Annotated in this window: 26 protein-coding genes; 4 read left to right on the top strand and 22 right to left on the bottom strand. The window is 63.5% G+C overall.

Annotated elements, in window-relative coordinates; genetic code table 11:
* Window positions 1-13: 13 nt before the first annotated feature.
* The 10 genes from hflX to ndk form a co-directional block, all read right to left on the bottom strand.
* Window positions 14-1,258 (bottom strand): GTPase HflX, encoded by a 1,245-nt coding sequence (gene hflX / locus G3N95_RS10550; protein ID WP_205969942.1) that lies wholly within the window; start codon window positions 1,256-1,258, stop codon window positions 14-16.
* Window positions 1,259-1,316: 58 nt separating this feature from the next.
* Window positions 1,317-1,553, bottom strand: coding sequence for an RNA chaperone Hfq (gene hfq, locus G3N95_RS10545; protein ID WP_007580427.1), 237 nt, complete (start codon window positions 1,551-1,553; stop codon window positions 1,317-1,319).
* Window positions 1,554-1,743: 190 nt separating this feature from the next.
* Window positions 1,744-3,084, bottom strand: a complete 1,341-nt coding sequence (gene der, locus G3N95_RS10540; protein WP_012400811.1) for a ribosome biogenesis GTPase Der — start codon at window positions 3,082-3,084, stop codon at window positions 1,744-1,746.
* Between the two features lie 400 nt (window positions 3,085-3,484).
* Window positions 3,485-4,630 (bottom strand): outer membrane protein assembly factor BamB, encoded by a 1,146-nt coding sequence (gene bamB, locus G3N95_RS10535; protein ID WP_205969941.1) that lies wholly within the window; start codon window positions 4,628-4,630, stop codon window positions 3,485-3,487.
* Window positions 4,631-4,698: 68 nt separating this feature from the next.
* Window positions 4,699-5,325: a tetratricopeptide repeat protein gene (locus G3N95_RS10530; protein WP_205969940.1), complete on the bottom strand. Its 627-nt coding sequence runs from the start codon at window positions 5,323-5,325 to the stop codon at window positions 4,699-4,701.
* Window positions 5,326-5,411: 86 nt separating this feature from the next.
* Window positions 5,412-6,752 (bottom strand): histidine--tRNA ligase, encoded by a 1,341-nt coding sequence (gene hisS / locus G3N95_RS10525; protein WP_205969939.1) that lies wholly within the window; start codon window positions 6,750-6,752, stop codon window positions 5,412-5,414.
* A 33-nt stretch (window positions 6,753-6,785) separates the two neighbouring features.
* The gene (ispG, locus tag G3N95_RS10520) at window positions 6,786-8,099 is read right to left on the bottom strand and encodes a flavodoxin-dependent (E)-4-hydroxy-3-methylbut-2-enyl-diphosphate synthase (protein ID WP_205969938.1); all 1,314 of its coding nucleotides are present in this window, start codon (window positions 8,097-8,099) and stop codon (window positions 6,786-6,788) included.
* Window positions 8,100-8,222: 123 nt separating this feature from the next.
* Window positions 8,223-9,347, bottom strand: a complete 1,125-nt coding sequence (locus G3N95_RS10515; protein ID WP_205969937.1) for a RodZ domain-containing protein — start codon at window positions 9,345-9,347, stop codon at window positions 8,223-8,225.
* A 208-nt stretch (window positions 9,348-9,555) separates the two neighbouring features.
* Window positions 9,556-10,704, bottom strand: a complete 1,149-nt coding sequence (gene rlmN / locus G3N95_RS10510) for a 23S rRNA (adenine(2503)-C(2))-methyltransferase RlmN (RefSeq protein WP_205969936.1) — start codon at window positions 10,702-10,704, stop codon at window positions 9,556-9,558.
* A 108-nt stretch (window positions 10,705-10,812) separates the two neighbouring features.
* Entirely contained in the window at window positions 10,813-11,238 is a 426-nt protein-coding gene (gene ndk / locus G3N95_RS10505; RefSeq protein ID WP_205969935.1) for a nucleoside-diphosphate kinase, read from the bottom strand.
* Window positions 11,239-11,563: 325 nt separating this feature from the next.
* Here ndk and G3N95_RS10500 point away from each other — a divergent pair, with 325 nt between their 5' ends.
* Complete coding sequence (locus G3N95_RS10500) at window positions 11,564-12,262, top strand: Bax inhibitor-1/YccA family protein (protein WP_205969934.1); 699 nt, start codon at window positions 11,564-11,566, stop codon at window positions 12,260-12,262.
* Between the two features lie 104 nt (window positions 12,263-12,366).
* Here G3N95_RS10500 and G3N95_RS10495 read toward each other — a convergent pair whose 3' ends face one another.
* The 10 genes from G3N95_RS10495 to G3N95_RS10450 all read right to left on the bottom strand — a co-directional run bounded on the left by G3N95_RS10495 (window position 12,367) and on the right by G3N95_RS10450 (window position 21,363).
* A complete protein-coding gene (locus tag G3N95_RS10495) occupies window positions 12,367-13,140 on the bottom strand; it encodes an MBL fold metallo-hydrolase (protein WP_205969933.1) in 774 nt (257 codons plus the stop codon).
* An 8-nt stretch (window positions 13,141-13,148) separates the two neighbouring features.
* Window positions 13,149-14,297 (bottom strand): outer membrane protein assembly factor BamC, encoded by a 1,149-nt coding sequence (gene bamC / locus G3N95_RS10490; RefSeq protein WP_205969932.1) that lies wholly within the window; start codon window positions 14,295-14,297, stop codon window positions 13,149-13,151.
* 106 nt (window positions 14,298-14,403) lie between these two features.
* Window positions 14,404-15,312: a 4-hydroxy-tetrahydrodipicolinate synthase gene (gene dapA, locus G3N95_RS10485; protein WP_205969931.1), complete on the bottom strand. Its 909-nt coding sequence runs from the start codon at window positions 15,310-15,312 to the stop codon at window positions 14,404-14,406.
* A gap of 42 nt (window positions 15,313-15,354) precedes the next feature.
* Window positions 15,355-15,972: a class I SAM-dependent methyltransferase gene (locus G3N95_RS10480; RefSeq protein WP_205969930.1), complete on the bottom strand. Its 618-nt coding sequence runs from the start codon at window positions 15,970-15,972 to the stop codon at window positions 15,355-15,357.
* Window positions 15,972-17,174, bottom strand: a complete 1,203-nt coding sequence (locus G3N95_RS10475) for a tryptophan--tRNA ligase (protein WP_205969929.1) — start codon at window positions 17,172-17,174, stop codon at window positions 15,972-15,974. The genes G3N95_RS10480 and G3N95_RS10475 overlap by 1 nt, the downstream gene beginning before the upstream one ends.
* Window positions 17,175-17,183: 9 nt before the next feature.
* A complete protein-coding gene (locus G3N95_RS10470; RefSeq protein ID WP_205969928.1) occupies window positions 17,184-17,846 on the bottom strand; it encodes a site-2 protease family protein in 663 nt (220 codons plus the stop codon).
* Between the two features lie 58 nt (window positions 17,847-17,904).
* Window positions 17,905-18,540, bottom strand: coding sequence for an L-threonylcarbamoyladenylate synthase (locus G3N95_RS10465; RefSeq protein WP_205969927.1), 636 nt, complete (start codon window positions 18,538-18,540; stop codon window positions 17,905-17,907).
* A 75-nt stretch (window positions 18,541-18,615) separates the two neighbouring features.
* Window positions 18,616-19,446, bottom strand: a complete 831-nt coding sequence (locus G3N95_RS10460) for a 3',5'-nucleoside bisphosphate phosphatase (RefSeq protein WP_205970106.1) — start codon at window positions 19,444-19,446, stop codon at window positions 18,616-18,618.
* Window positions 19,447-19,533: 87 nt separating this feature from the next.
* Window positions 19,534-20,430, bottom strand: coding sequence for an alpha/beta hydrolase (locus G3N95_RS10455; protein ID WP_205969926.1), 897 nt, complete (start codon window positions 20,428-20,430; stop codon window positions 19,534-19,536).
* A gap of 78 nt (window positions 20,431-20,508) precedes the next feature.
* Window positions 20,509-21,363, bottom strand: coding sequence for a ferritin-like domain-containing protein (locus tag G3N95_RS10450; protein ID WP_205969925.1), 855 nt, complete (start codon window positions 21,361-21,363; stop codon window positions 20,509-20,511).
* 201 nt (window positions 21,364-21,564) lie between these two features.
* Here G3N95_RS10450 and G3N95_RS10445 point away from each other — a divergent pair, with 201 nt between their 5' ends.
* The 3 genes from G3N95_RS10445 (at window position 21,565) to G3N95_RS10435 (ending at window position 23,605) form a co-directional block, all read left to right on the top strand.
* Window positions 21,565-22,089 (top strand): gamma carbonic anhydrase family protein, encoded by a 525-nt coding sequence (locus G3N95_RS10445; protein WP_012400830.1) that lies wholly within the window; start codon window positions 21,565-21,567, stop codon window positions 22,087-22,089.
* 63 nt (window positions 22,090-22,152) lie between these two features.
* On the top strand, window positions 22,153-23,103 hold the full coding sequence (gene hslO / locus G3N95_RS10440) for an Hsp33 family molecular chaperone HslO (protein WP_205969924.1): 951 nt from the start codon (window positions 22,153-22,155) through the stop codon (window positions 23,101-23,103).
* A gap of 121 nt (window positions 23,104-23,224) precedes the next feature.
* The gene (locus G3N95_RS10435; protein ID WP_205969923.1) at window positions 23,225-23,605 is read left to right on the top strand and encodes a hypothetical protein; all 381 of its coding nucleotides are present in this window, start codon (window positions 23,225-23,227) and stop codon (window positions 23,603-23,605) included.
* A gap of 110 nt (window positions 23,606-23,715) precedes the next feature.
* Here the strand turns inward: G3N95_RS10435 and ftsB are convergent, their stop codons facing one another.
* Entirely contained in the window at window positions 23,716-24,144 is a 429-nt protein-coding gene (gene ftsB, locus G3N95_RS10430) for a cell division protein FtsB (RefSeq protein WP_205969922.1), read from the bottom strand.
* Between the two features lie 165 nt (window positions 24,145-24,309).
* Window positions 24,310-25,593 (bottom strand): phosphopyruvate hydratase, encoded by a 1,284-nt coding sequence (eno, locus tag G3N95_RS10425; RefSeq protein WP_205969921.1) that lies wholly within the window; start codon window positions 25,591-25,593, stop codon window positions 24,310-24,312.
* Window positions 25,594-25,596: the final 3 nt, after the last annotated feature.

The raw sequence follows: 25,596 nt of genomic DNA, 5'->3' as shown, positions 1-25,596 counted from the left end.
AGTAGACAGCGGGTCAATGCAATTGGAACGGGTCGGTGCCCGTGTCTGGGATCTTGCGGTCGTCGCGGTGGTCTTCGCCTGCATCATCGCGTAGCTCTTGATGAATGACGGCCGCTCTCGGATCTCCCTCCGACAATAGACCGTCAGGCTCCGGAAGTTGTTCGGCAGTTGCGATTTCGGCGATAGCAGCGCGCAATGTGTCCAGCCCTTGCCCCGTACGCGCGCTCAAAAAGACGCGCGAAATATTACCATACTCGTCCCTTTCAACCGCGTCGCCTCGGGCCGCCAGTTCGGGCACGGCGTCGATCTTGTTGAACACGAGCACCTGCCGGATCGTGTCCGCGCCGATCTCGCGCAAGACGTCGTTGACCTGATCGATCTGATCGAGACGCACCGCGCTCGACGCATCGACGACGTGCAGCAGCAGATCGGCGTGGATGGTTTCTTCGAGCGTTGCACGGAACGCCGCCACCAGTTGGTGAGGCAGCTCGCGGATAAATCCTACGGTGTCCGATACAACAATCTGGCCGACATCTTCGCCAAGGTAGACACGGCGCGAAGTCGTGTCGAGCGTGGCGAACAGCTGGTCGGCCGCGTACGCCTGCGCCTTGGTCAGCGCATTGAACAGCGTCGACTTGCCCGCGTTCGTATAGCCGACGAGCGACACCGACATCGTGCGGTTGCGCGCCCGCGCGCGACGCTGCGTGCCGTGCTGGCGGCGCAGTTTTTCGAGCCGGCCCTTGAGCATCTTGATGCGTTCGCCGATCAGCCGGCGGTCAGTTTCAAGCTGTGTTTCGCCAGGACCGCGCAAGCCGATACCGCCTTTTTGACGCTCGAGGTGGGTCCATGCGCGCACGAGCCGCGTCGCGAGGTACTGGAGTTGCGCGAGTTCGACCTGCAGCTTGCCTTCATGGCTGCGCGCGCGTTGCGCAAAGATGTCGAGGATCAGGCTGGTGCGATCGACGACACGTCTGTTAAGCGTACGCTCCAGATTGCGCTGCTGCGCAGGGGCGAGTGCGTGATTGAAGATGACGATGTCGACGTCGTTGGCCTCACACGCGAGGCGCAGTTCTTCCGCTTTGCCGCTGCCGACGAACATCGCGGCATCGGGGCTGGAACGGCGACCGGTGAGAGTGACGGCGGGATGGGCGCCCGCGCTTTGCGCGAGCAGGCTGAGTTCTTCGAGACTGGCTTCGAAATCGATCTTTCCGAAGTCGATGCCGACTAGCGCTGCGTTGATCAAATTAGTGGATGTCAAAATGAAGCGGCCGGTCAGTGTCGCCTGCGGACGACGCTCGACCGGCCGCGACGAAGGGTTAGGACGATTCGGAATCCGGGTGGAAATTCACCGGACGGGCAGGCACGACAGTCGAGATAGCGTGCTTGTAGACCATCTGGGTCACCGTATTCCGGAGCAACACGACGTACTGGTCGAACGATTCAATGTTCCCTTGAAGCTTGATGCCGTTGACCAGATAGATCGAGACCGGCACGTGCTCTTTACGCAGTGCGTTCAAAAACGGGTCTTGTAACAATTGCCCTTTGTTGCTCATAGCAAACTCCGTGTTTTTTTGCAGGTTGACTTTATTGCCGGCGAAGAAAAAGAAATCCGCCGTCAATCGCTACACTATAGCCGATTTTTATTGACCAGCGCTGTGCCTGGCCGTTCGGCCAGGACCCAATGTACATGCGGGTTTCAGCCCGGATTTCAAGCCGGGAATCAGCCTGCGTGACCGCCCTCTGTCAGTCCTTGTCCGCGTAAGGATTCGTCGAAGACCGGAACTCTATCCGCAATGGAGTGCCCGTCAGCGCGAAAGTTTCCCGGAAGCGGTTTTCGAGGTAACGCTTGTACGTATCGGTGACGGCATCGAGCGCATTGCCGTGAATCACGATGATCGGCGGATTCTGCCCCCCTTGGTGCGCGTAGCGCAGCTTCGGACGCACGGGGCCCCGGCGGCGCGGCTGCTGGAACTCGACGGCTTCGATCAGCGCGCGCGTGAGCTTCGGCGTCGGCAGCTTGGACATCGCGGCCTTGTAGGCGTCGTCGACGGAGCGCATCAGCGGGCCGATCCCCGTCTTTTCCGCTGCGGAAATGAAGTGGAATTTCGCGAATTCGAGGAATTTTAGCTTGCGCTGAAGATCCGATTTGGTGCGCTCACGCACATGCGGATCGAGCCCGTCCCATTTGTTTACGCCGACCACCAGCGCCCGGCCCTGCTCGACCACGAAGCCCGCGATGTGCGCGTCCTGCTCCGAAATGTCCTGGCGCGCGTCCAGCAGCAGGATCACGACATTGGCGTCGGAAATCGACTGCAGTGTCTTCACCACCGAGAACTTCTCGATCGCCTCGAACACCTTGCCGCGCTTGCGCAGACCGGCCGTGTCGATCAACGTGTATTTTTTGCCTTGCCGCTCGAAGTCGACGTAGATCGAGTCGCGCGTCGTGCCGGGCATATCGAACGCGATGACGCGGTCTTCGCCGATCAGCGTATTGACCAGCGTGGATTTGCCGACGTTCGGCCGTCCGACGATGGCGATCTTGATGCCGTGCTGCGCCTTTTCTTCGTCGCTTTCTTCCGGCTGGCCGGCGTACGCGACGTCGAGCGCCTCGTTGATCATCTCCGTCACACCGTCGCCGTGCGCCGCGGAAATCGCGCGCGGGTCGCCGAGGCCCAGTTCGTAGAAGTCGGCGGCGACGTTCGTGTACTTCATCCCCTCGGCCTTGTTGACGACGAGGAAAATCGGCCGGCCCGTCTTGCGCAGATAGTCGGCGATCGACTTGTCTTGCGGCGCGAGACCGTTGCGGCCGTCGACGATGAACACGATGACATCGGATTCCTCGACGGCCTGGCGCGTCTGACGCGCCATCTCGAACAGGATGCCGTCCTTCGCGACGGGCTCGAAGCCGCCCGTATCGACGACCAGATACGGACGCTCGCCGCCCACCCGCCCTTCGCCGTAGTGGCGATCGCGCGTGAGGCCGGGCAAATCGGCGACGAGTGCATCGCGCGAACGCGTGAGCCGGTTGAACAGCGTGGATTTCCCCACATTGGGGCGCCCGACGAGGGCAATAACGGGTTTCATCAGATCTTGTTCACAGTGAGGCGCGGGATCGAACGGTCGATCTGCCGCGCTGGCAACGCCATGCGGCCGTTGCACGGCTGCGTTTGACGAAAATTATCACGAATTTGACCCATTTCGAACGCGCGGAGCTTGCGCGTGCGAACGGATGTCAGGTTGGCTGCCTGGGTAGGGCCGCGGGTAACGTGTGCGACCCGACCGGCGCGACATGAATGGCGCGACGCCTGATAGATGACCGCCAGTGCAGCCCGACTGGCGGTTCCGGCGATAGAACGGCTTGTTTCTGTTCGCGCCCGCGCCCGATCACTATCGGGACGCCATCAAAACAGCTGCGGCCGGCAAAGCCGGCCTGCAATCACCGCACGACGCGCCTTCAGGCGCGCGCCGCACAGCCCAACGACGATTAACGCGGACGGAATCCGTACAGATCGCCGTCGTGCGTCTGCACGATCAGCGTGTCGCCTGCCAGCACGGGTGCTGCGGTGATCGCACTGCCGTCAGTCTTGGCTCGGGCGACGAACGTACCGTCGTCGCGCGACAGGAAGTGCACGAAGCCCTTGTAGTCGCCGACCACGGCGGCATGGCCGAGCAGCAGCGGCACGCTGACGTCGCGGCTCTTCAGCTGGTCGTTGCGCCACAGTTGCTTGCCCGTTGCCGCGTCATACGCCGACACGACCGCCCAGTCGTCGCCTGCGACCACGACGCGCTCGTCCTGCGCAAGACCGCTCGTGCTCGAAAACGCCTTTTCCCACAGCGCACGGCCCGAGTTCGCATCGAAGCAGCCCAGTTGACCCTGGAACGTCACCGCGCAGGTTTCGGCGCCGACCAGCGTGGGCGGGCCGGTCACGTCGTTGATACGTTCGACTTCCGTCACGCCCTTCGGATACGACACAGGCGTCGTCCAGTAAGCGTCGCCCGTTTGCAGGTTGATCGCTGCGAACTGGCCGCCCGGGAAGCCGGCCAGCACGGCAGCGTCGCCCGCGAACGTCATGCCCGACGACACGCGCAGGTTGAGCGGCACCGCGCGATTGCGGTAGTTCCACTTCTGCTCGCCCGTTTGCGCGTTGAACGCGGTGATCTGACCGTCGACCGTGCGCACGACCACGAGGCCATTGCCGACGAGCGGCGGCGACAGGATTTCGCCCGGCGCCGTGCCCTTCCACGACAGCTTGCCGTTCTGGTCGAGCACGAACACTTCACCCTTCAGCCCGCCGACAGCCGTCAACGTACCGTCCGTGCCGACACCCGCCGACAGGTCGCCGTCGACCTTCGTGCGCCACACGTCCTTGCCCGTCTTTGCATCGATTTTCGCGACCGAGCCGTTCGCGCCCGCAGCGTACACGGTGTCGCCGACCGCGACGGGCGAGAACATGTAGCGCCCGGCCTTGCCGACGCTGGCCGTCCAGGTCTGCTGCACGTCGAGTACGGGTTTGAACTCGGTGAGCGGCGTGGGCACGCGGCGCTCGTCTTTCGACGACGAGCAGGCCGACAGAGCGAGCACGGTCATCGCACAGGCAACGGGCACGGCGTAACGTTTCAGCAGATTCATCGGTGAACGAAGCATGTATGTTGTATTGATCAAAAGGTAACGGCGGACGTCGCAGCAGCGCGCAACGTTCAGCCGCCCAGCGCGTCGAGCTTGAACTGGATCAGTTGACGGGCCGAGGCATCGTTCTTCGGCAGCGAGTCGAGCGCGAGCTTGTAGGCAGTGCGCGCATCGTCGCGCTTGCCTTGCGCCGCCAGCAGATCGCCGCGACGGTCGGCGACCACGCCCTTGAACGCATCCGAAGGATCGTTAAGCAGTGCGAGACCGGCGTCGTAGGCTTTTTCGTCGAGCAGCAGCGACGCGAGGCGCAGCTTCGCGATCTGCTTGAATTCGTCTTCCTTCGCGTGGTCGATCGCCCATTGCAGTTGCGCCTTCGCGCCCGGCTCGTCGCCGGCGGCGTATAGCGCCTTCGCTGCTGCCAGCGCCGTCATCTGCGCATACGCGGTGCCGCTGAACTTGTCTTCCATGTCGGTCGAGACACGCGTGATGGTCGCCTTGTCCGTGCCCGCCGTGGCTTGCTGAACCTGGTCATACAGCACGGCCGCTTCCGCCGCCTGATGACGTTGCCAGTAGTTCCAGCCGTTCCAGCCCGCCGCAGCGACGAGCGCGACCAGCACGATCCACGTGACGCCGTTCCCCCACTGCGCCCACCAGGCCTTCAGGCTTTCAATCGATTCTTGTTCGTCGTGGTAACTCATCGCGACGCGGTTTCCTTTCGTGGTGCCTTATCTGATTGGGGCCGCAAACATTGCGGCCCGCAGAACGTCGATGCGCGTGGCCGCGCTCAATCGTCGCCGTCTTCGGTGGACGCAACCATCGCATTGATTAGATATTCGGTCAAGTCTTCGAGCGGCACCGTTTGTTGCTCGCTCTTTCCATTGCTTTGCGACGTATCGCGCAATGCCTTGACGCCTGCCGTGCCGTTCGCGATTTCGTCTTCGCCGAGGATCACGGCGAACGCGGCGCCGCTTGCATCGGCGCGTTTCATCTGCGACTTGAAGCTGGACGCCTGACCGTCAGGACTGCAATGCAGAATCACGTCGAGGCCCGTGTCGCGCAGACGCTCCGCGACGATGAACGCCTGCTCGCGCGCTGCGTCGCCCTGATGCGCGACATACACGTCGCAGCCTTCGTCTTCAGGCACGAGGTTCTCTTCCTTCAGCAGTTCGAGAATGCGCTCGATGCCCATCGCCCAGCCGCATGCCGCCGTCGGCTTGCCGCCGAGCTGCTCGATCAGCGGATCGTAACGACCGCCCGCCGCCACCGTGCCTTGCGCGCCGAGCTTGTCGGTCACCCATTCGAACACGGTCAGGTTGTAATAATCCAGACCGCGCACGAGACGCGGATTGATCGTGAACGGAATGTTGTTCGCCTTCAGGATCCGCTGCAGGCCTTCGAAGTGTGCACGGGATTCTTCGCCGAGGAAATCGATCAGCTTCGGCGCATTCTGCGCGACGGCCTGCAGGGCCGGATTTTTCGTGTCCAGCACGCGCAGCGGGTTCGTGTAGAGACGGCGCTTCGCGTCTTCGTCGAGCACGTTCATGTGCTTCTCGAGATACGCGATCAGTTCGACGCGATGCTTCGCGCGCTCTTCAGCGAGACCCAGCGAGTTGATTTCGAGCTTGATGCCCGTCAGCCCGAGGTCGTCCCACAGACGCTGGCACATCAGGATGATTTCGGCGTCCGTGTCCGGACCTGCGAAACCGAGCGCTTCGACGCCCACCTGATGGAACTGGCGATAACGCCCGCGCTGCGGACGCTCGTGGCGGAACATAGGGCCGATGTACCACAGACGCTTCGGGCCGTCGTACAGCATGTTGTGCTCGATCGACGCACGCACGACGGCAGCCGTGTTCTCCGGGCGCATCGTCAGGTTTTCGCCGTTCAGCGCGTCGGTGAAGCTGTACATCTCTTTTTCGACGATGTCGGTCACTTCGCCGATACCGCGCGTGAACAACTGCGTGTGCTCGACGATCGGCGTGCGGATATTCTGGTATCCGTACGAACGCAACATCGACTTGACGGTCGATTCGAAAAATTCCCACAAGCCGGCGTCCTGCGGAAGGATGTCGTTCATGCCCTTCACGCCGGACAACTTTTCAAGCCGTTTCTTCTGTTCAGTCATCTGTCTTTGATTGACGATTGGAGATGGGGCGAATCAGTTCGTCGCTTCGGCGCGGACCGCATTCGGCCCATAGCTGCGCTCGACGTAGTCGCTCACGATCTGCTGGAATTCCTGCGCGATGTTTTCGCCGCGCAGCGTCTTGACCTTCACGCCGTCGATGAACACGGGCGCGGCCGGGTTCTCGCCCGAGCCCGGCAGGCTGATGCCGATGTTCGCGTGCTTCGATTCGCCAGGACCGTTGACGATGCAACCCATCACGGCCACGTGCATCTTTTCGACGCCCGGATACGTGTCGCGCCACAGCGGCATCTGCGTGCGCAGATACGTCTGGATCTGCGACGCCAGTTCCTGGAACAGCGTGCTCGTCGTGCGGCCGCAGCCCGGACAGGCGATGACCATCGGCGTGAACGAACGCAGGCCCATCGTCTGCAGGATTTCCTGGCCGACGATCACCTCGCCCGTACGCGACGCGCCCGGTTCCGGCGTCAGCGAAATACGGATCGTGTCGCCGATGCCTTGTTGCAGCAGCACGGACAGCGCAGCCGTCGACGCGACGATGCCCTTCGAGCCCATACCCGCCTCGGTGAGGCCCAGGTGCAGCGCGAAGTCGCAACGGCGCGCGAGCTCCTGGTAGACGGCGATCAGATCCTGCACGCCGCTCACCTTGCACGACAGGATGATCTTGTCGCGGCCGAGCCCCAGTTCGACAGCGCGTTCCGCCGAGCCGATCGCCGACTGGATCAGTGCTTCGTACATCACGCTTTGCGCTTCCCACGGTTCGGCGCGCGCGGCGTTCTCGTCCATCATCTTCGCGAGCAGGTCCTGATCGAGGCTGCCCCAGTTCACGCCGATACGCACCGGCTTGTCGTACTTCGCGGCGGCTTCGATCATCTGCGCGAACTGCGTGTCGCGCTTCGCGCCCTGCCCGACGTTGCCCGGGTTGATCCGGTACTTCGACAGCGCTTCCGCACAGCCCGGATAGTCGCGCAGCAACAGATGGCCGTTGTAGTGGAAGTCGCCGACGAGCGGCACCGTCACGCCCATGCGGTCGAGCTGCTCGCGGATCGCGGGCACGGCGGCCGCCGCTTCCGGCGTGTTCACTGTGATACGCACGAGTTCCGAACCGGCCTGCGCGAGCTCCTTGATCTGGATCGCAGTGCCGATTGCGTCGGCCGTATCCGTGTTGGTCATCGACTGTACGCGCACGGGCGCGTCGCCGCCGATCGTCACGAGCTGGCCGCCCCAACGCACGTCGACCGCATTCGAGCGGCGACGCGGCGCATGACCGCCGAACACCGGCACGGTCGAAACAATCTGACTGCTGGATTTCACTTGATCGGAGTGCATCGATAAACCCGCTTGCGTCGTCCGCTCATGGCCTGGAAAGTACCCGGCCATGTTGCAAAAAACGGCGCATGAATTGAAAAAGCGCCGCGGCCTCAAAGCCGCGACGCACACGATTGAATTGCGTCAGGGCAACGCGAAGCGTGCCACATTGCCCTTGGCCGACGCATATTTGGCCGGGTCGACCGGCTGGCCGTCCAGCGTGATCGTATCCAGACCCGCCTTGTTGCCGACCGTCACCTTGAGCGGAGCCTGTCCGCTGATTTCCTTCTTCTCGCCCGCGTGCACGAGGCCGGAGAACACTTCCTTGCCGTCCTTCTGACGCACACTGAACCAGCTGTCCTGCTTGACCGTCAGCGCCACTGTCGACGCACCTTCCGGTGCGGCCGTCGGCTCGCTGGCGGGAGCAGCCGATGCAGCCGCCGCGACAGCGGGAGCCGCGCTCGCGGCCTTCGGTGCGGCGGCGGCCGGCGCGGACGCCGATGCTGCATTTGATGCCGGAGCAGCGCCTGCCATCGGCAGCGGCGTGGGCATCGGTGTTGCCGACGACGCGCCTTCAGCGTCCGCCGCCTGCGTATCTGCGGGTGCGTCTGCTTGAGTCGCCGATTGAGTCGCCGATGCCGAACCTGTCACCGCGCCCGTTACCGACGCGCCGCTCGCCGGCTGACCCGTAACCGACGACGCGGCCCCCGTGCTCGCCGAACCGCCCGCAATACCTTTCAGACGCGCAAGCCACGCGTTCGAATCGCCGTTGTTCGTGTGCCACATGGCGAGCGCGATCAGCACGACCACGGACAGCGCGACGCCCCACAACCACGAGCGACGACGCGGCGCGCCACCGCCGCCGAGCGACAGCGACACCTTCCCGCGTGGCAAATCCGTTCCAGCCGATGCCGGCATGGTCAGCGCGGGCTCCGGCACCCCTTTCTCGCGACGCAGCGCCTGCGTCATCGGTGCCGGATCGGCACCGACCATCTTCGCGTAGCTACGTACCACGCCCAGCGCGAACGTCGTGTCCGGCAACTGGCTGAGATCGCCCGCTTCGAGCCCGCGCAACTTGCCCGGCGAAACTTTCAGGCGCGCCGACACGTCTTCGACCGACCAACCCTTCGATTCGCGCAACTGTGCGAGCCGCGCGCCGACGGCAGCCAGCGAGTCGAACCCGGTCGGCACGGCCGTCGGCGCCGCCGATAGCGGTCGATCCGAATGCGTATCCATGTCGTGCGGTTGCGGGTGCTGCGGCTCACTCATCCCAAATCCTTTCGCGTCGATTCTTTTATCACTCATGCGAACGGGCGGCTCGTGCCTTGCCCGGTTTCGCAGACCGTTTATAACAAAATGTGCGGCTGTGCGTGCCGCTTCCGATCGCTTTTACACACATTCTTTTCACTTCACGCGACATGGCGCGCCCGCAGAAGCAGCTGACTGACTTCCCGCCCTGTTTCGCCTGTCGCGGGTCTTACACGGCGCGGACTTCGATGACCTTGCCCTTACCGGTGCGCTCGGCGAGGCGCGTGCGGTCCTTGACGGCGCCTGCCAACTGACCGCAGGCCGCATCGATGTCGTCGCCGCGCGTTTTGCGCACGGTCGTGACGACCCCTGCGTCCATCAATACCTGCGCAAAACGCTTGATCTGTTCGTTCTTCGAACGCAGCAAACCCGACTCCGGGAACGGATTGAACGGAATCAGATTGAACTTGCACGGCACGTCACGTGTGACAGCGAGCAACTCGCGTGCATGCGCCTCGGTGTCGTTCACGCCGTCGAGCATGCAGTATTCGAATGTGATGAAGTCGCGCGGCGCGACTTTCAGATAACGCTGGCAAGCCGCCATCAGCTCGCGCAGCGGATACTTCTTGTTGAGCGGCACGAGTTCGTCGCGCAGCGCATCGTTCGGCGCGTGCAGCGAGACCGCGAGTGCCACGGGGAGATCGGCGCCGAGCCGGTCCATCATCGGCACCACGCCCGAGGTGGACAGCGTCACGCGCCGGCGCGACAGGCCGTACGCGTTGTCGTCGAGCATCAGGCGCATGGCGGGCACGACCGCGTCGTAATTGAGCAGCGGCTCGCCCATGCCCATCATCACGACGTTCGTGACGACGCGCTCACCCTTGCCGTCACCGCCCGTCGCGCGACCGCCGGCCGTGCCGCGGGACGCACGCAGCGCGAACTCGGCCATGCGCAGCTGGCCGATGATTTCGCCGGTGCTGAGATTGCGGGAGAAACCCTGCTTGCCCGTCGAACAGAACCGGCAGTTGACGGCGCACCCCGCCTGCGACGACACACACAGCGTGCCGCGCGTTTCTTCGGGGATGTACACGGTTTCGACGGCGTTGCCGTTGCCGACGTCGACGAGCCACTTGCGTGTGCCGTCGGAAGAAATATGGTCGCTGACTACAGGCGGCATCGTGATCGATGCACGGCCTTTCAGCTTTTCGCGCAAGGACTTCGCGAGATCGGTCATCCCGTCGAAGTCGGCAGCGTTGTACTGGTGAATCCAGCGCTGCAATTGTTTGGCGCGAAACGGCTTCTCGCCGAGGCCGTCGCAATACGCGACAAGGCCCGCGGCGTCGAGATCGAGAAGGTTGACGGTTGGACTGCTCGTCATATCGAATCCTGCCATTCAGTGCGAGACTGCGTTCATGCAACAAGCTGCATGAACGCGTATGCCGTTCGCGCCCGCTCCTGCTGCTGTTACTGCTGTCTTACGAAGCGCTTAGCGCGAGTAGACGTTGACTTCCGGGAAGAAGAACGCGACTTCGACGGCTGCCGTTTCCGCAGCGTCCGAACCGTGGACTGCATTGGCGTCGATGCTGTCAGCGAAGTCAGCACGGATCGTGCCCTTGTCGGCCTTCTTCGGATCCGTTGCGCCCATCAGGTCGCGGTTCTTCAGGATGGCGCCTTCGCCTTCCAGAACCTGAACCTGCACCGGACCCGAGATCATGAATTCGACCAGATCCTTGAAGAACGGGCGTGCTGCGTGCACAGCGTAGAACTTCTCCGCGTCGGCGCGCGACAGGTGAACCATGCGCGATGCCACGACCTTCAGGCCAGCGTTTTCGAAGCGGCTGTAGATCTGGCCGATCACATTCTTGGCCACTGCGTCCGGCTTGATAATCGACAGGGTGCGTTCGATCGCCATAAAAACTCCAAAAAATTAAGAGGTTACAGATTTAAATGAATCCGCTATTGTAGCATGTTCCCGTGTATGATTGCGATTGAACCCTTACGATACTGTAAGGTCGAACAAAAGTGCCGTAGTTCCTCCCAACATTCCTTTTAAGACAGGGCTAAGAAAGGGGTAACACAATGAAATCGCACGCTGTTGTGCGCCGCATTGAAACTCCCCGATCCAGCGTTAATCTTAGGGTTGTGGGTTCGCGTGACGGATGGCAACCGCCCGCCGGCACCGTACGAAAACCGTTGCAAGCCACGTCGCAACACTGCGTCTGACGCAAGGAGAGACCATGAACGAATATCCCTATAACTTTGGCCGCGGCGGCTCCGTCACCACGGCCGAGACCCGCAACCGGGTACTGCGCAACACATACTGGCTGCTCGCGCTGTCGATGGTGCCGACCGTGCTCGGCGCGTGGGTGGGCGTCGCGACCGGCTTCTCGCTGTTCGCCGCCACCAGCCCGGCCATGAGCATGCTCGCGTTCTTCGCGATCGCGTTCGGCTTCATGTTCGCGATCCAGAAGACGAAGGACAGCGCCGCCGGCGTGTTCGTACTGCTTGGCTTCACGTTCTTCATGGGCCTGATGCTGTCGCGCCTGCTGAGTTTCATCCTCGGCTTCTCGAACGGACCGTCGCTGATCATGCTCGCCTTCGGTGGCACTGGTGTGATCTTCGCGGCAATGGCGACGATCGCCACGGTCAGCAAGCGCGATTTTTCTGGCCTCGGCAAGTGGCTGTTCATGGGCGTGATCGTGCTTCTGCTGGCCATGGTCGCGAACGTGTTCCTGCAACTGCCCGCGCTGATGCTGACGGTGTCCGTGCTCGCCATCGTGATCTTCTCGGCCTACATGCTGTTCGACGTACAGCGCGTCGTGAACGGCGGCGAGACGAACTACATCACGGCGACGCTCGCGATCTATCTCGACCTGTATAACGTGTTCGTGAATCTGCTGTCGATCCTCGGCATCTTCGGCGGCAACCGCAACTGATCGACGTCGGTCGTTAGCTGGTAGCTAGCGGCCGGCCAAAAAGCAAGACGCCCGTGACGAGTCATCGTCACGGGCGTTTTCGCTTCTGCTCCAAAGCCTCCAGCTCAAAGGCTCAACCAGTCGAACCCTTCGCTTTGCGTTGCGACCACCACTTCCGTCGCCGCCGCGCCAAGCACGGCAGCCATCGCCGCCTGTGCCAGCTCGGGCAGATTATTCTGCTGACTCAGATGCGCCGCGACCAGATGCCGCAACTTCGAGCGATCGAGCGACGCAAGGATGTCCGCCGCCGCGTCATTGTTCAGATGCCCGTGATTGCCGCCGATCCGCGCCTTCAACGACGGCGGATAGCGCGACGCAGCCAGCATCTGGACGTCATGATTACATTCGAGGACGAGGGCATCGCAACCGCTCAACACCTCGGCGATATGCGGCGTCGACGTACCGACATCGGTCAATACGCCCAGCCGCGCTGCGCCATCGGAAAACACATATTGCAGCGGCTCGCGCGCGTCGTGCGGCACGGTGTACGGCAGCACGCTCAGATCGCCGATCGCAACAGCTTCGTCGCCCCATAGGACATGCAGATCGACCGCGGCCTCGTCGGCGCCGACGGCGCGCGCCGTGCCCCAGCTCATATACAGGGGAATCGACAATTTGCGCGCAAGCGTCATCGCGCTGCCGATGTGATCGCTGTGCTCGTGGGTGATGAGAATGGCGTCGAGTTCGTCGACGCCCGCGCCCAGCCGCTCCAGCCGCCGGGCAATTTCTTTGCCCGAGAAGCCGCAGTCCAGCAAAACCCGCGTGGTCGTCGCACCGCTTTGGGCCTCGACCAGCAATGCATTGCCTTCACTGCCGCTTCCCAGACTGGCGAATCGCACGACCCGCCTTAGTTGAGTTGCGCATGCAGCAGCGACACGATGCGCTGCGCGTCCGACGACGTATCCACCTGACCATTCGAATCGACAACGGCAACCTGCGTCATCGCGTCGCCCTTGGAGCGCACGTTGACGAGGAACTCGTGGCCGTCCTTCTTCGCGCTCTTGTCACTGTAGAACAGCTTGCCGAACAGACCGTCGCGCTTGAGTTCCTGCATGGAATCCGCGTAACGGACATAGTAGATGCCCTTTTCGCGATCACGGTTGTCGACGGTGAAGTTCGTGCGGTCGAGTGCGAGGCCGACGCGCAGCCACGCGCGATCGAACGACTCAGGCAGATCCAGCGTCGCGCCGCCCGCGCTCTTGTCGAGCTGCGCCGAAGCCGTCGCCGGACGTGCGTCCGTCAGCAACTGCTTTGATTGCGCGTCGGTGAGGCCGAACTTCTGCATCAGCTTGGCGAGGAATTCAGCTTCGAGTGCCGGATCGCGCGGCCGCTCGACCCAACGCGACGACGTCTTGTCCTGCCCCGTCATCACTTCTTCCATTGCTGCGTGGGTGATGGAAATGTCGGTGCCGCCGCTGGTGTCGCGCGACACCAGCGTGCGGAAGCTGTCGCGCGTGCCCGACGAGTACGCGAAATCGATCACCTTGCCGACCGTGCGGCGGAACCAGTCGTCCGGAATATTCGCGCGGTTTTCAGCCCAGTCGGTGGACATGATGCCCGTCGACGGAGCGTCCGTCTTCAGCGAGAAGCCGTTCTCCGTCCAGAATTCCTGCAATTGCGGCCACAGTTGTTCCGGGGTGCGGCCGTTCACGACCAGCCAGCGGCGGTCGCCGTCGCGCTCGACGTGCATGCCCATCGGATCCTGCGCGTTCGGGACGCCTTCCGTCAGATTGCCGGCTGACGTCTTTGCGCGCTCCGGCGCGCCGCCAAGTGCGGTGCCCGCGGGGGGCGCGACATAGCGCTGGTCGACCTGCGCAGCCGTCAGGTCGCTCGGCACGGCCAGCGGCGGCGCGCTCGCCGTCGCCTTGTAGTTCACCTTGTCCGACGCGAGCATGTCGTTCAGCGACTCGCAGCCAGAAAGCGACACAACCGTGCCAGCCGCAAGCATCAGCGCCGCCAGGCGCGTTGCGTGGAGGGAAAGTGCGGAACGTTTCATGGGGTCCTTCGTGAAGCTAGAACGCGCTGCCGGATTCGGTGCAGGACCGTGGGCGATATCGACGTCAGTTGAAAAAATGCCGGGAGGCGCCTGAAAAATCAGGCGCTCAGCCGAGCAGCCCTGCCTCGCGCAGCGCAGCGCGGACCACGTCGTGGTAGCGCGCGTCGAGCGGCGTGAGAGGCAGACGGATGCCGCCCTTGACGCGGCCCATTTGCTGCAACGCCCACTTCGCGGGAATCGGGTTCGATTCGATGAAGAGGTTCTTGTGCAGCGAGAGAAGTTTCAGGTGGATTTCGCGCGCCGTCTTCGCGTCGGCTGCGAGCGCCGCCTTGCACAGCTCGCTCATCAGACGCGGTGCGACGTTTGCCGTCACCGAAATATTGCCGTGGCCGCCCAGCAGCATCAGCGCGATAGCCGTCGGATCGTCGCCGCTGTAAATGCCGAAGTGCGCGGGCGCCGACTTGATCAGATGCGCGGCACGGTCGATGTTGCCCGTCGCTTCCTTCACGCCGATGATGCCCGGCACGTTTGCGAGGCGCAGGATCGTCTCGTTCGACATGTCCGCGACGGTGCGGCCCGGCACGTTGTACAGAATCACGGGAAGGTCGACGGTTTCGGCGATCTTCGCGAAATGGCGATAAATGCCTTCCTGGGTCGGCTTGTTGTAGTACGGCACGACCTGCAGCGTGGCATCGGCACCCACTTTCTTCGCCTGCTCGGTCAATTCGATCGCTTCCGTGGTCGAGTTGGCGCCTGCGCCCGCGATCACGGGGATGCGGCCCGCGGCGTGCTCGACGGCAGTCTTGACCATCAGGACGTGTTCATCGACCGACAGCGTCGCCGACTCGCCGCTCGTTCCGACCACGACCAGCGCGTTCGTACCCTCTTCAATGTGCCAGTCGACCAGTTTGCGGAACGCCGGCAGATCGAGACTGCCGTCTTCGAGCATCGGGGTGATGATGGCGGGAATGCTGCCGCGAATCGCGACGCCGTCTTGCTGAGTGCCGTTAGCCATGAAACGTCATGAATTTGTTCGATAAACTTCGATTGTAGCGGATTAACCGGCCAAATCGTAACGCGGGGGAACCCCCTTATCTTTCGTTTTGACCGACCCGTCCGCCTCGCGCACCGCGCAGATGCGCTGCACGTAGGCGGGGCGCGGTTCTGCGAGGAAACCGTCCTGAAATGCAACGACACGTAACGGACCCCGCACCGCGTCGAGCAGCTCGCCCGGTGCGAGCAGAAACGCGGGATTCGATGGCTTGCCGACCGTTTCGTTCCCCTGCGCGAAGGTTTCGTAGATCAGCACGCCGCCGGGCACGAGTGCCGCCAGCAATTGGGGAAAGAGCGGCCGGTGCAGGTAGTTCGTGACGACGACGGCCGAGTATTGCGCGCTCGCAGGAAGCGGCCATGGGCCGTTTTCGATATCGGCGGCGACGGGTTCGATGCCCGGCACACCGCTCATCGACGCGAGCGCGGCGGCATCGCGGTCGATGGCCGTGACGGCATGACCGCGCGACGCAAAGAACCGCGCGTGCCGCCCCGCCCCCGATGCAACGTCGAGCACGGCGCCGCCGGCGTCGACCAGATGCGCCCAGCGCTTCACCCAGCGCGACGGCTCGCCGATCGCCGCATGGCCGGCACCCGGCGAGCACGGGTTCAGGCTGTCCGTCATCAGGTGTACGACAGGCCCATCGCCTCGCGCACGTCGCGCATCGTCTCGGTCGCGAAACGGCGCGCCTTGTCGCAGCCATCGGCGACGATCGCACGCAGCAGCGACGGATCGTCCATGTACTTCTGCGCGCGCTCGAGCATCGGCTGCTGCTCGCGCAGAATGCCTTCGATCACCGGCTGCTTGCACTCGAGGCAACCGATGCCCGCCGAGCGGCAACCCTTCTGCACCCACTCGTGCGTCTCGCTGTCGGTATAGACCTGATGCAGTTGCCACACGGGGCACTTGTCCGGGTCGCCCGGATCGGTGCGGCGCACGCGCGCCGGGTCGGTCGGCATCGTGCGGACTTTCTTCGTGATCGTTTCCGCGTCTTCACGCAGGCCAATCGTGTTGCCGTACGACTTCGACATCTTCTGGCCGTCGAGGCCGGGCATGCGCGACGCTTCCGTCAGCAGCACCTGCGGCTCGGGCAGGATGATCTTGCGCGAGCCTTCGAGGTAGCCGAACAGGCGCTCGCGATCGCTCATCGACAGGCTTTGCGACTCCGACAGCATCGCACGCGCCTTTTCGAGCGCCTCTTCGTTGCCTTCCTGCTGATACGCGTTGCGCAGTTCGTGATACAGCTTCGAGCGCTTGCCGCCGAGCTTCTTCGCGGCCTCGTTGGCCTTCTCTTCGAATCCCGGCTCGCGGCCGTACATGTAGTTGAAGCGCCGCGCCATTTCGCGCGCCATTTCGACGTGCGGCACCTGGTCCTCGCCCACGGGCACGAGCGACGCGCGGTACAGCAGGATGTCGGCCGCCATCAGCACGGGATAGCCGAGAAAGCCGTAGGTGCCGAGATCCTTGTCGCGCAGCTTTTCGATCTGCTCCTTGTAGGTCGGCACGCGTTCGAGCCAACTGAGCGGCGTGCTCATGCCGAGCAGCAGCGCGAGTTCGGCGTGCTCGGGCACGCGGCTCTGAATGAACAGCGTTGCCTGCGCCGGATCGATGCCCGAAGCGAGCCAGTCGATCAGTACGTCCCAGACGTTCTTCTCGATGACTTCCGGCGTTTCGTAGTGCGTCGTCAGCGCGTGCCAGTCGACCACACAGAAAAAGCACGGATACTCGGACTGCAGACGCACCCAGTTTTTCAGCACGCCGTGATAGTGGCCGAGGTGCAGCGAGCCGGTAGGCCGCATGCCGGAGAAGATACGGTCGGGATACATGGTTTTGATTTATAGAAGCGAAATGAGGGGAGTCAGGATAGCCGTCACTGCCGCGTAGCCGATATTCACGAGCGGACTCAGCCAGAAACGCGTCAGCGTGCCCGTCATCACGAGCGCCATCACGATGAAAAAGCCATACGGTTCGAGGCGTGCGAGCATCATCGCGGGACGCACGGGCAACAGCGCCGTGAGCACGCGACCGCCGTCGAGCGGGGGCAACGGAAACAGATTCAACACGCCGAGCACCAGATTCACGAACACGCCGGCGCGCGCCATGCGCGTGAAGAACGGCTCGTCGACGTTCAGCGCGGCGAGCGCCACACCGAACACACCCCAGAGGAGCGCCTGCACGAAGTTGCACAGCGGTCCCGCGAGCGCGACCCAGAGCGAGCCCCAGCGGGGATTGCGCAGATTGCCGAAGGCGACGGGCACCGGCTTCGCGTAGCCGAACATGAACGCGCCGCTGGTCGCGAAGTAAAGCACCAGCGGGATCACGATGGTACCGATCGGGTCGATGTGCCGCATCGGATTGAACGACACGCGGCCGAGCACGTACGCGGTGTTGTCGCCGAGCATGCGCGCGACGTAGCCATGAGCCGCCTCGTGCAGCGTGATCGAGAAAATGACGGGCAACGCGTAGACGACGATGGTCTGTATCAGGGAGGAATCCATATCGCTCTATTGTAACAACGGCGCCTTGCGGCTCTGTCGGCTTTCGTTCGTGTCGCGTCTAGGCCGTCTCTTCGAGACCGAACGGCGCGAGCGAGCCGCGCCCCGGCCTCACCAGCACGGGCTCCTCGCCCGTCAGGTCGATCACCGTCGACGGCTCGCACGGACACGCGCCGCCGTCGATCACCAGATCGAGCTGCTTTTCCAGCTTTTCGCGGATTTCCTCCGGGTCGTTCAGCGGCTCTGTCTCGCCCGGCAGGATCAGCGTCGAACCGAGCAGCGGCTGGCCGAATTCTTCGAGAATGGCGAGCGTGATCGCGTGATCGGGCACGCGCAGGCCGATCGTCTTGCGCGACGGATGCGACAGGCGGCGCGGCACTTCCTTGGTCGCCTGCAGCACGAACACATAGGGGCCGGGCGTCACGGATTTGATCAGACGGTACTGACGGTTGTCGACCAGCGCAAAATTCGCCAGCTCGGACAGATCGCGCACGAGCAGCGAAAGCAGTTGCCGCTCGTCAATGCCGCGAATGCGCCGCACGCGATCGACGGCATTCTTGTTGTCCAGCTGGCATGCGAGCGCGTAGCTCGAATCGGTCGGCAGCGCGACCACACCGCCGCTCTCGATGATCTGCACGGCCTGCTTGATGAGGCGCGGCTGTGGATTGTCGGGATGAAGCCGAAAGTATTGGGACATGATGTCGGTCAGGAAGTCGTTGAACAGCGACGGCTCATGCAGCGCGCGTGCCCATGCACGGCGGACAACGAGAGCTTACAGCCAACGTTCCCAGACTGGCTTCAGATCGGACGGCAACGGCGGCAGACTGCCGAGTTCGACACGGCCTTCCCCCGCCGCATGAAAATCGGACCCGCGCGATGCCTCGAAGCCGAAGCGCCGCGCGACGTCCGCGTATTCGCGGTACTGATCGGGCGTGTGGCTGCCCGTCACGACTTCGATTGCCTTGCCGCCGAGATCGATGAACTCGCCGAACAGCGCGTCGAATTGGGTCTGCGTGTACGCGTAGCGGCCCGGATGCGCAATCACCGCTTCACCGCCCGCAAGCTGGATCCATTTGACGGCGTCGGCGAGCTTCGACCAGCGATGCGCGACGCAACACGGTTTGCCGTCGCCGAGAAAGCGGTTGAACACGTCCTGGGTGTTTTCCGCGTAGCCGTTTTCGACCATGAAGCGCGCGAAGTGCGTGCGCGAAATCATGTCGGGATTCGACACGAACTTCAGTGCGCCTTCGTACGCGTCGGGAATCCCGAACGCTTCCAGCTGTTCGCCGATGGCTTCCGCGCGCGCCGCGCGGCCGTTGCGCGTGCGCTCGAGCCCTTCGACGAGCGCCTGGCAGGCAGGATCGACATGCAGGCCGACGATGTGGATCGTGCGCGACGCCCACGTGACAGAAATTTCGACGCCGCTCAGATACTGCATGCCGAGCGCCTCGGCTGCTTCGCGCGCTTCGACCTGACCGCCGATTTCATCGTGGTCGGTAAGCGCCCACAGCGTCACGCCGCCGGCTTGCGCGCGGCGCGCGACTTCGGCTGGCGCGAACGCGCCGTCGGACACGGTGGAATGGCAATGCAGGTCGGCGTTCATCATGTTCTTGATAGCGGAATCAGCCCATTTTACTGCAACGCAGTAAGCGTACGCAGAGGATTCGTCGGCACAAAACCGCGACAGATGCTAGGCGCAAAACGCCTCGATGAGCGCCGCGACCCGCTCCGGCTGATCGTGATGAACCATGTGGCCCGCATCCTCGATGAATTCCTCGCGCCAGTCGGCAAACGCCTGAAACCGCGCCTTGAATTCGTCGAGCGGCATGTTGCCGGCGAGCGCCGCGAGCGTCGGAGACGCCTTGGCTTCGACGTGCAGCACGCTGGCCTGCACGTTGGCCCAGACCGCCGTTATTTCATCGAGCCGGTACAGCAGCGGGCCGAGAATCTTGTGCGCAGGATCGGCGAGCAGCACGTAACCGCCCGCCCCGTCCGGCTTCGACCAGTGCTGCGCGAGAAAACGGGCGCGCTGCGGCGCGAGCCGGGCGTTGGTCTTGATGAGACGCGCGGCGACGTCGTCGAGCGACGCGTACGGACGCAGCGTCGGCGGCTCGCGCAACTCATCGAGCCACGACGCGATACGGCGCGGCAACTGCGCCGCCTTCGCCGGCGCGAGCCCGAAGCCTTCCAGATCGACCACGCGCCGCACGCGCTCCGGCCGCACGCCCGCGTACAGGCACACGACGTTCGCGCCCATGCTGTGCCCGACGAGGTTCACCTGACCCGTGGGCGCATAGTGATCGAGCAGCGCGTCGAGGTCGGCCAGATATTCCTGGAACCAGTAGTGACCGCCGCCGTGTTGCGCCACAGGCCAGTCGGACAGCCCGAAACCCCGTGCATCGGGCGCGATCACCTGCCAGTCTCCCGCGAGTGCGTCGACGACGAACTGAAACGACGCGGCGACGTCCATCCAGCCATGCAGCATGAAGAGCGTCGGCGCATCCGGACGGCCCCAACGACGCACATGAAGCCGCACACCGCGCACGGTGACGAATTCGGAAACGGAGGGTTTGAGAGAGCGGTCCATGATTCGACCATAAAAGAATGATCGTTCGATTATATCGAGATAGCCGCGCCGCCGCTGGCGGCGACTTCAAGCCACACGTCAGCCTTCCGTGCGCTGCTGCGCTTCGAGGCCCGCCAGCGCGGCCAGCTCTGCCTCTTCGAAACCGGCGTCGCGGCGCGCCTCGAAGTTGAACGGTCCGCGTAGTTTCGGCGCGCGATATTCATCGGAAAGGCGCAGATAAGTCTGATGCGCGTCGGCGCCCATCTGGTCGCACAGGTGACGGAACCAGCGATTGCCGATCAGCACGTGGCCGATTTCATCGCGCAGGATCACGTCCAGAATTGCCGCCGACGTGTGATCACCGGCCTGCTGCAGACGCGCACGGATGGGCGGCGACGCATCGAGCCCGCGCGCCTCGAGCGTGCGCGGCACGAGCGCCATGCGCGCGAGCACGTCGCCACGGGTGCGCTCGCACATGTCCCACAGTCCGTCGTGTGCCGGGAAATCGCCGTAGGCGTGGCCGAACGCCGCCAGCCGCACGGTCAGCAACGAAAAGTGATGCGCCTCCTCGGACGCCACCTTCAGCCAATCGACGTAAAACGCTTCGGGCATATCGCTGAAACGCCAGACGGCGTCGAGCGCGAGATTGATCGCGTTGAATTCGATGTGCGCGAGCGCGTGCAACAGCACCGCGCGCCCTTCCGGCGACTGCATGCTGCGCCGTCCGAGCTTGCGCGGCTCGACCAGTTCTGGCCGCTCGGGGCGGCCTGGCAATCCCGGCGGCTCGTCCAGCACGAGCTGCGGCGACACGACAGCCGCGCCCTCCAGCACACGCGCATAAAGCGCCTGCGTGGCCGCGGCTTTCGCGGCGGGAACACGTTCCGCCAGAACGGCAAGCGCGTCGGAACGGACGCAATGCGTGGGATAGGGACGGACGGGATCGGCGGCAAGCATCGACAAGCGGAGGTAACGAAAAAGGATACAGAACCCGCGATTCTGGCACGACACGGCGCGCGCACGCGCTTCACACGGGCTTCTGGCACAACCGTTTACAATACGCGATTCGACCATGCCGCGCGCAATGCCGCCATTTCGCGCAATCCGCCGCGCCGCCCGTTGAACGGCGGCACGGCGCCCGAGACCCGAGGAGACACTGTGGCAATCTACAAGCTTGGCGACGCAGCCCCGACCATCCACGAAAGCGTGTTCGTTGCGGACACGGCGACGATCATCGGCGACGTGACGCTCGAAGAAAACGCCAGTGTGTGGTTCGGCGCGTCGATTCGCGGCGACAACGAGCCGATCACGATCGGCAAGGGCACTAACATACAGGAGAGCGCCGTCCTGCACGCCGACCCGGGCTTTCCGCTGACGCTGGAAGCGGGCGTGACGGTGGGGCACCAGGCGATGCTGCACGGCTGCACGGTCAAGGAAGGCGCGCTGATCGGCATTCAGGCCGTGGTCTTGAATGGCGCGGTAATCGGCCGCAATTGTCTGGTTGGCGCAGGAGCCGTCGTTACCGAAGGCAAGGTTTTTCCTGACAATTCCCTGATTCTCGGCTCGCCCGCAAAGGTCGTCCGGGAATTGACTGAAGCAGATATCAAAGGCCTGAAGCGCGCCGCAGACATTTACGTGGAACGCAGGGATTATTTCAAGGCGCAGCTCGTGCGCATCGGCTAGTGGCCGACCGCACGGCGCACCACGCGCGGCTTTCCCACCGCGCGGTTCGACCGAGGAAAAGTTGTGAGTGACCAGTTGCAAAAATTCATGTTCAGCGCGGCGCCCGTTCGCGGCGAGATCGTTTCGTTGCGCAATACATGGCAGGAAGTGCTGACGCGCCGGAGCTATCCGGCGCCCGTGCGTAACGTGCTCGGCGAAATGATGGCCGCGTGCGCGCTGCTGTCGGCGAATCTGAAGTTCGACGGCACGCTGATCATGCAGATTTTCGGCGACGGCCCTGTGAAGATGCTCGTCGTGCAGTGCAACTCGGATCTGTCGATGCGCGCCACGGCCAAGTTTTCGGGCGACGCCGCGAACGCGATCCCCGACGACCTCTCGCTGGTCGATCTCCTCAATGTGGGCGGCCACGGCCGCTGCGTGATCACGCTCGACCCGAAAACCAAGGTGCCGGGCCAGCAGCCGTATCAGGGCATCGTGCCGCTGTCGGGCGTGGACGGGCCGCTCAAGTCGATGGCGGAAGTGCTCGAGCACTATATGCGTCACTCGGAACAGCTCGATACGCGTCTGTGGCTCGCGGCCAACAACGATCGTGCCGTCGGCATGCTGCTGCAGAAGCTGCCGGGCGACGGCGGCATCGTCCCGCATCCCGGCGAAATCGACGCCGATACGTGGGACCGTCTGTGCACGCTGGGCAGCACGCTGTCGCACGATGAAATGCTGGCAGAAGAGCCGACCACGCTGTTCCGCCGGCTCTTCTGGCAGGAAAACGTGCAGCACTTCGAGCCGGCGCGGACGCGCTTCGAGTGCACGTGTTCGCGTGCGCGCGTCGGCAACATGCTGAAGATGCTGGGCCGCGAGGAAGTCGACAGCGTGATCGAAGAGCGCGGCCACGTCGAGATCCATTGCGAGTTTTGCAACCAGCGCTACGAATTCGACCCCGTCGACGTCGCGCAACTTTTTGTCGCCAGCGGGCTCTCACAAGGCGTGGCGCCCGCTGCCGAACAGCGGCACTGACGCAGCCCCCGCGTCGCCTCGTCTCGCTTCGGCGGAACGGCGACGCGGTATCATCGGTCAGTGGCGGCGCGCCCGTTCGATGCCGTCCAATTGCTTAGGTATCCGACCGATGGAGTTCCACATGTTCGCCCCTTCCCTGCCGCACTCCGCACATCGCCTGGCTGCCGCGCTCGCGCTCGTCGCGGGTGCCGCAGCGCTGTCCGGCTGCATGATGGACCCACCCGGTCCGTCGCCGATTTACAGCCGGCTGCCCGCCGATCAATCGGGCATCGCAGCGACAGCGCAGCCGCTGACGCCGGAAGAGCGCGCGCGCTACGACGAAATCGACAGGCAGGTCATGGCCGAACAGAATCAGGCGATGGCCGCCGACGCCGCCGCGCAGGCATACTCGCGCTACGCAGCGCCGCCTGTGTCGGTGTTCGGCAGCTATTCCAGCGGTGGCTGGGGACACGGCTGGAGCACGGGCGTCGGTTACGGCTACGCGCCGGGCTGGGGCTGGTGATGCGCGCATTGGCGTGAGTCGCGAAAGTGCCCCGCAAAACAAAAGGCGCGGTTCGTATGAACCGCGCCTTTTTCTTGAGCGTAATGCACCCGCTTCGCTATCGCCCGCAATCAACCGGGCTTCTTCTCCTTCGCATCCTTTTTCGCATGCTTGCGATCCGGCTTCGCGCGCGACTCCGGATTCGGCACGACGCGCAGCGGCGCACCCGTGATCTGACCGCGTGTCGAGGTGTTCGACTGCGGTGCGTTCGCTGCCTGCGACGGCGAATTCGGCGATACGAACTGCACGAACACCTCGCTGTCCTTGACCATGCCCATTTCGTAACGGGCGCGCTCTTCGACGGCTGCCGTGCCGTTCTGCAGATCCTGAACCTCGCCCTGGATGCGCTCGTTGCGCTCCTTTGCGTCCGCGTTCTTTTGCAACTGCTGCGCCAGTTCCTGTTGCAGCTCGTGAACACGCAACCAGCCGCCATGACCCCACCATAGCGGGTATTGGATCAGCACCAGCAGGACGAGCAGAACAACGGTGACGAGCCGCATGAAGTGAATTGCAGGGTTGAATATGCGTCGCCCTGCGCTTTACGCAGGGCGACAAGGTGAATCAGTAGCGAAGCATAACCGGTTTAACGGTTATTGAGACGAAATGTTGACAGCAAGCGTCACTCTTGCCCATCAATCCGTCTCAAAACAACGAATGGACGTCGTTCAGCGCAGGTTGTAGAACGCCGACTTGCCCGGGTAGCTAGCGATATCGCCGAGATCTTCCTCGATGCGCAGCAGCTGGTTGTACTTCGAGATGCGGTCGCTGCGCGACAGCGAACCCGTCTTGATCTGACCGGCGTTCAGGCCGACCGCGATGTCCGCGATCGTCGAGTCTTCCGTTTCGCCCGAGCGGTGCGAGATCACAGCCGTGTAGCCCGCGCGCTTCGCCATTTCGATCGCCGCGAAGGTTTCCGTCAGCGTGCCGATCTGGTTGATCTTGATCAGGATCGAATTCGCGATGCCCTTTTCGATGCCTTCCTTCAGGATGCGCGTGTTCGTCACGAACAGGTCGTCGCCGACCAGCTGGATTTTCTTGCCGAGCTTGTCGGTGAGGATCTTCCAGCCTTCCCAGTCGCTTTCGTGCATGCCGTCTTCGATCGACACGATCGGGAACTTGTCGGCGAGCGTCGCGAGGTAGTCCGCGAATTCCGACGACGACAGTTGCAGGCCTTCGCCCGCCAGTTGGTACTTGCCGTCGTGGTAGAACTCGCTTGCTGCGCAGTCGAGCGCGAGCAGCACGTCTTCGCCCGCGCGGTAGCCTGCCTTTTCAATAGCTTGCAGGATGGTCGACAGGCACTCGTCGTTGCTGCCGAAGTTCGGCGCGAAGCCGCCTTCGTCGCCCACGGCCGTGCTCATGCCGCGATCCGACAGGATCTTCTTCAGCGCGTGGAACACTTCGGCGCCGCAGCGCAGTGCTTCGCGGAAGGTCGGCTGGCTGACCGGGACGATCATGAATTCCTGGATATCCAGGCTGTTGTTCGCGTGCGCACCGCCGTTGACGATGTTCATCATCGGCACGGGCAACTGCATTGCGCCCGAGCCGCCGAAGTAGCGGTACAGCGGCAGGCCGGCTTCTTCAGCGGCGGCCTTCGCGACGGCCATCGACACGGCCAGCATCGCGTTTGCGCCGAGGCGCGACTTGTTGTCGGTGCCGTCGAGTTCCAGCAGCGTCTTGTCGAGGAAAGCCTGCTCGGAAGCGTCGAGGCCCATGATCGCTTCGGAGATCTCGGTGTTGATGTGCTCGACGGCCTTCAGCACGCCCTTGCCGCCGTAACGGCCGGCTTCGCCGTCGCGCAGTTCGATCGCTTCACGCGAGCCCGTCGATGCACCCGACGGCACAGCCGCGCGGCCCATCGTGCCCGATTCGAGCAACACGTCGCATTCGACGGTGGGGTTGCCTCGCGAATCGAGAATCTCGCGACCGATGATATCTACGATAGCACTCATGGT

The organism is Paraburkholderia sp. Tr-20389, assembly GCF_017104565.1.
In the GTDB taxonomy this organism is placed as follows: domain Bacteria; phylum Pseudomonadota; class Gammaproteobacteria; order Burkholderiales; family Burkholderiaceae; genus Paraburkholderia.
The sequence above is the reverse complement of the archived record's forward strand: the minus strand, read 5'-3'. Positions and strand labels throughout refer to the sequence as shown.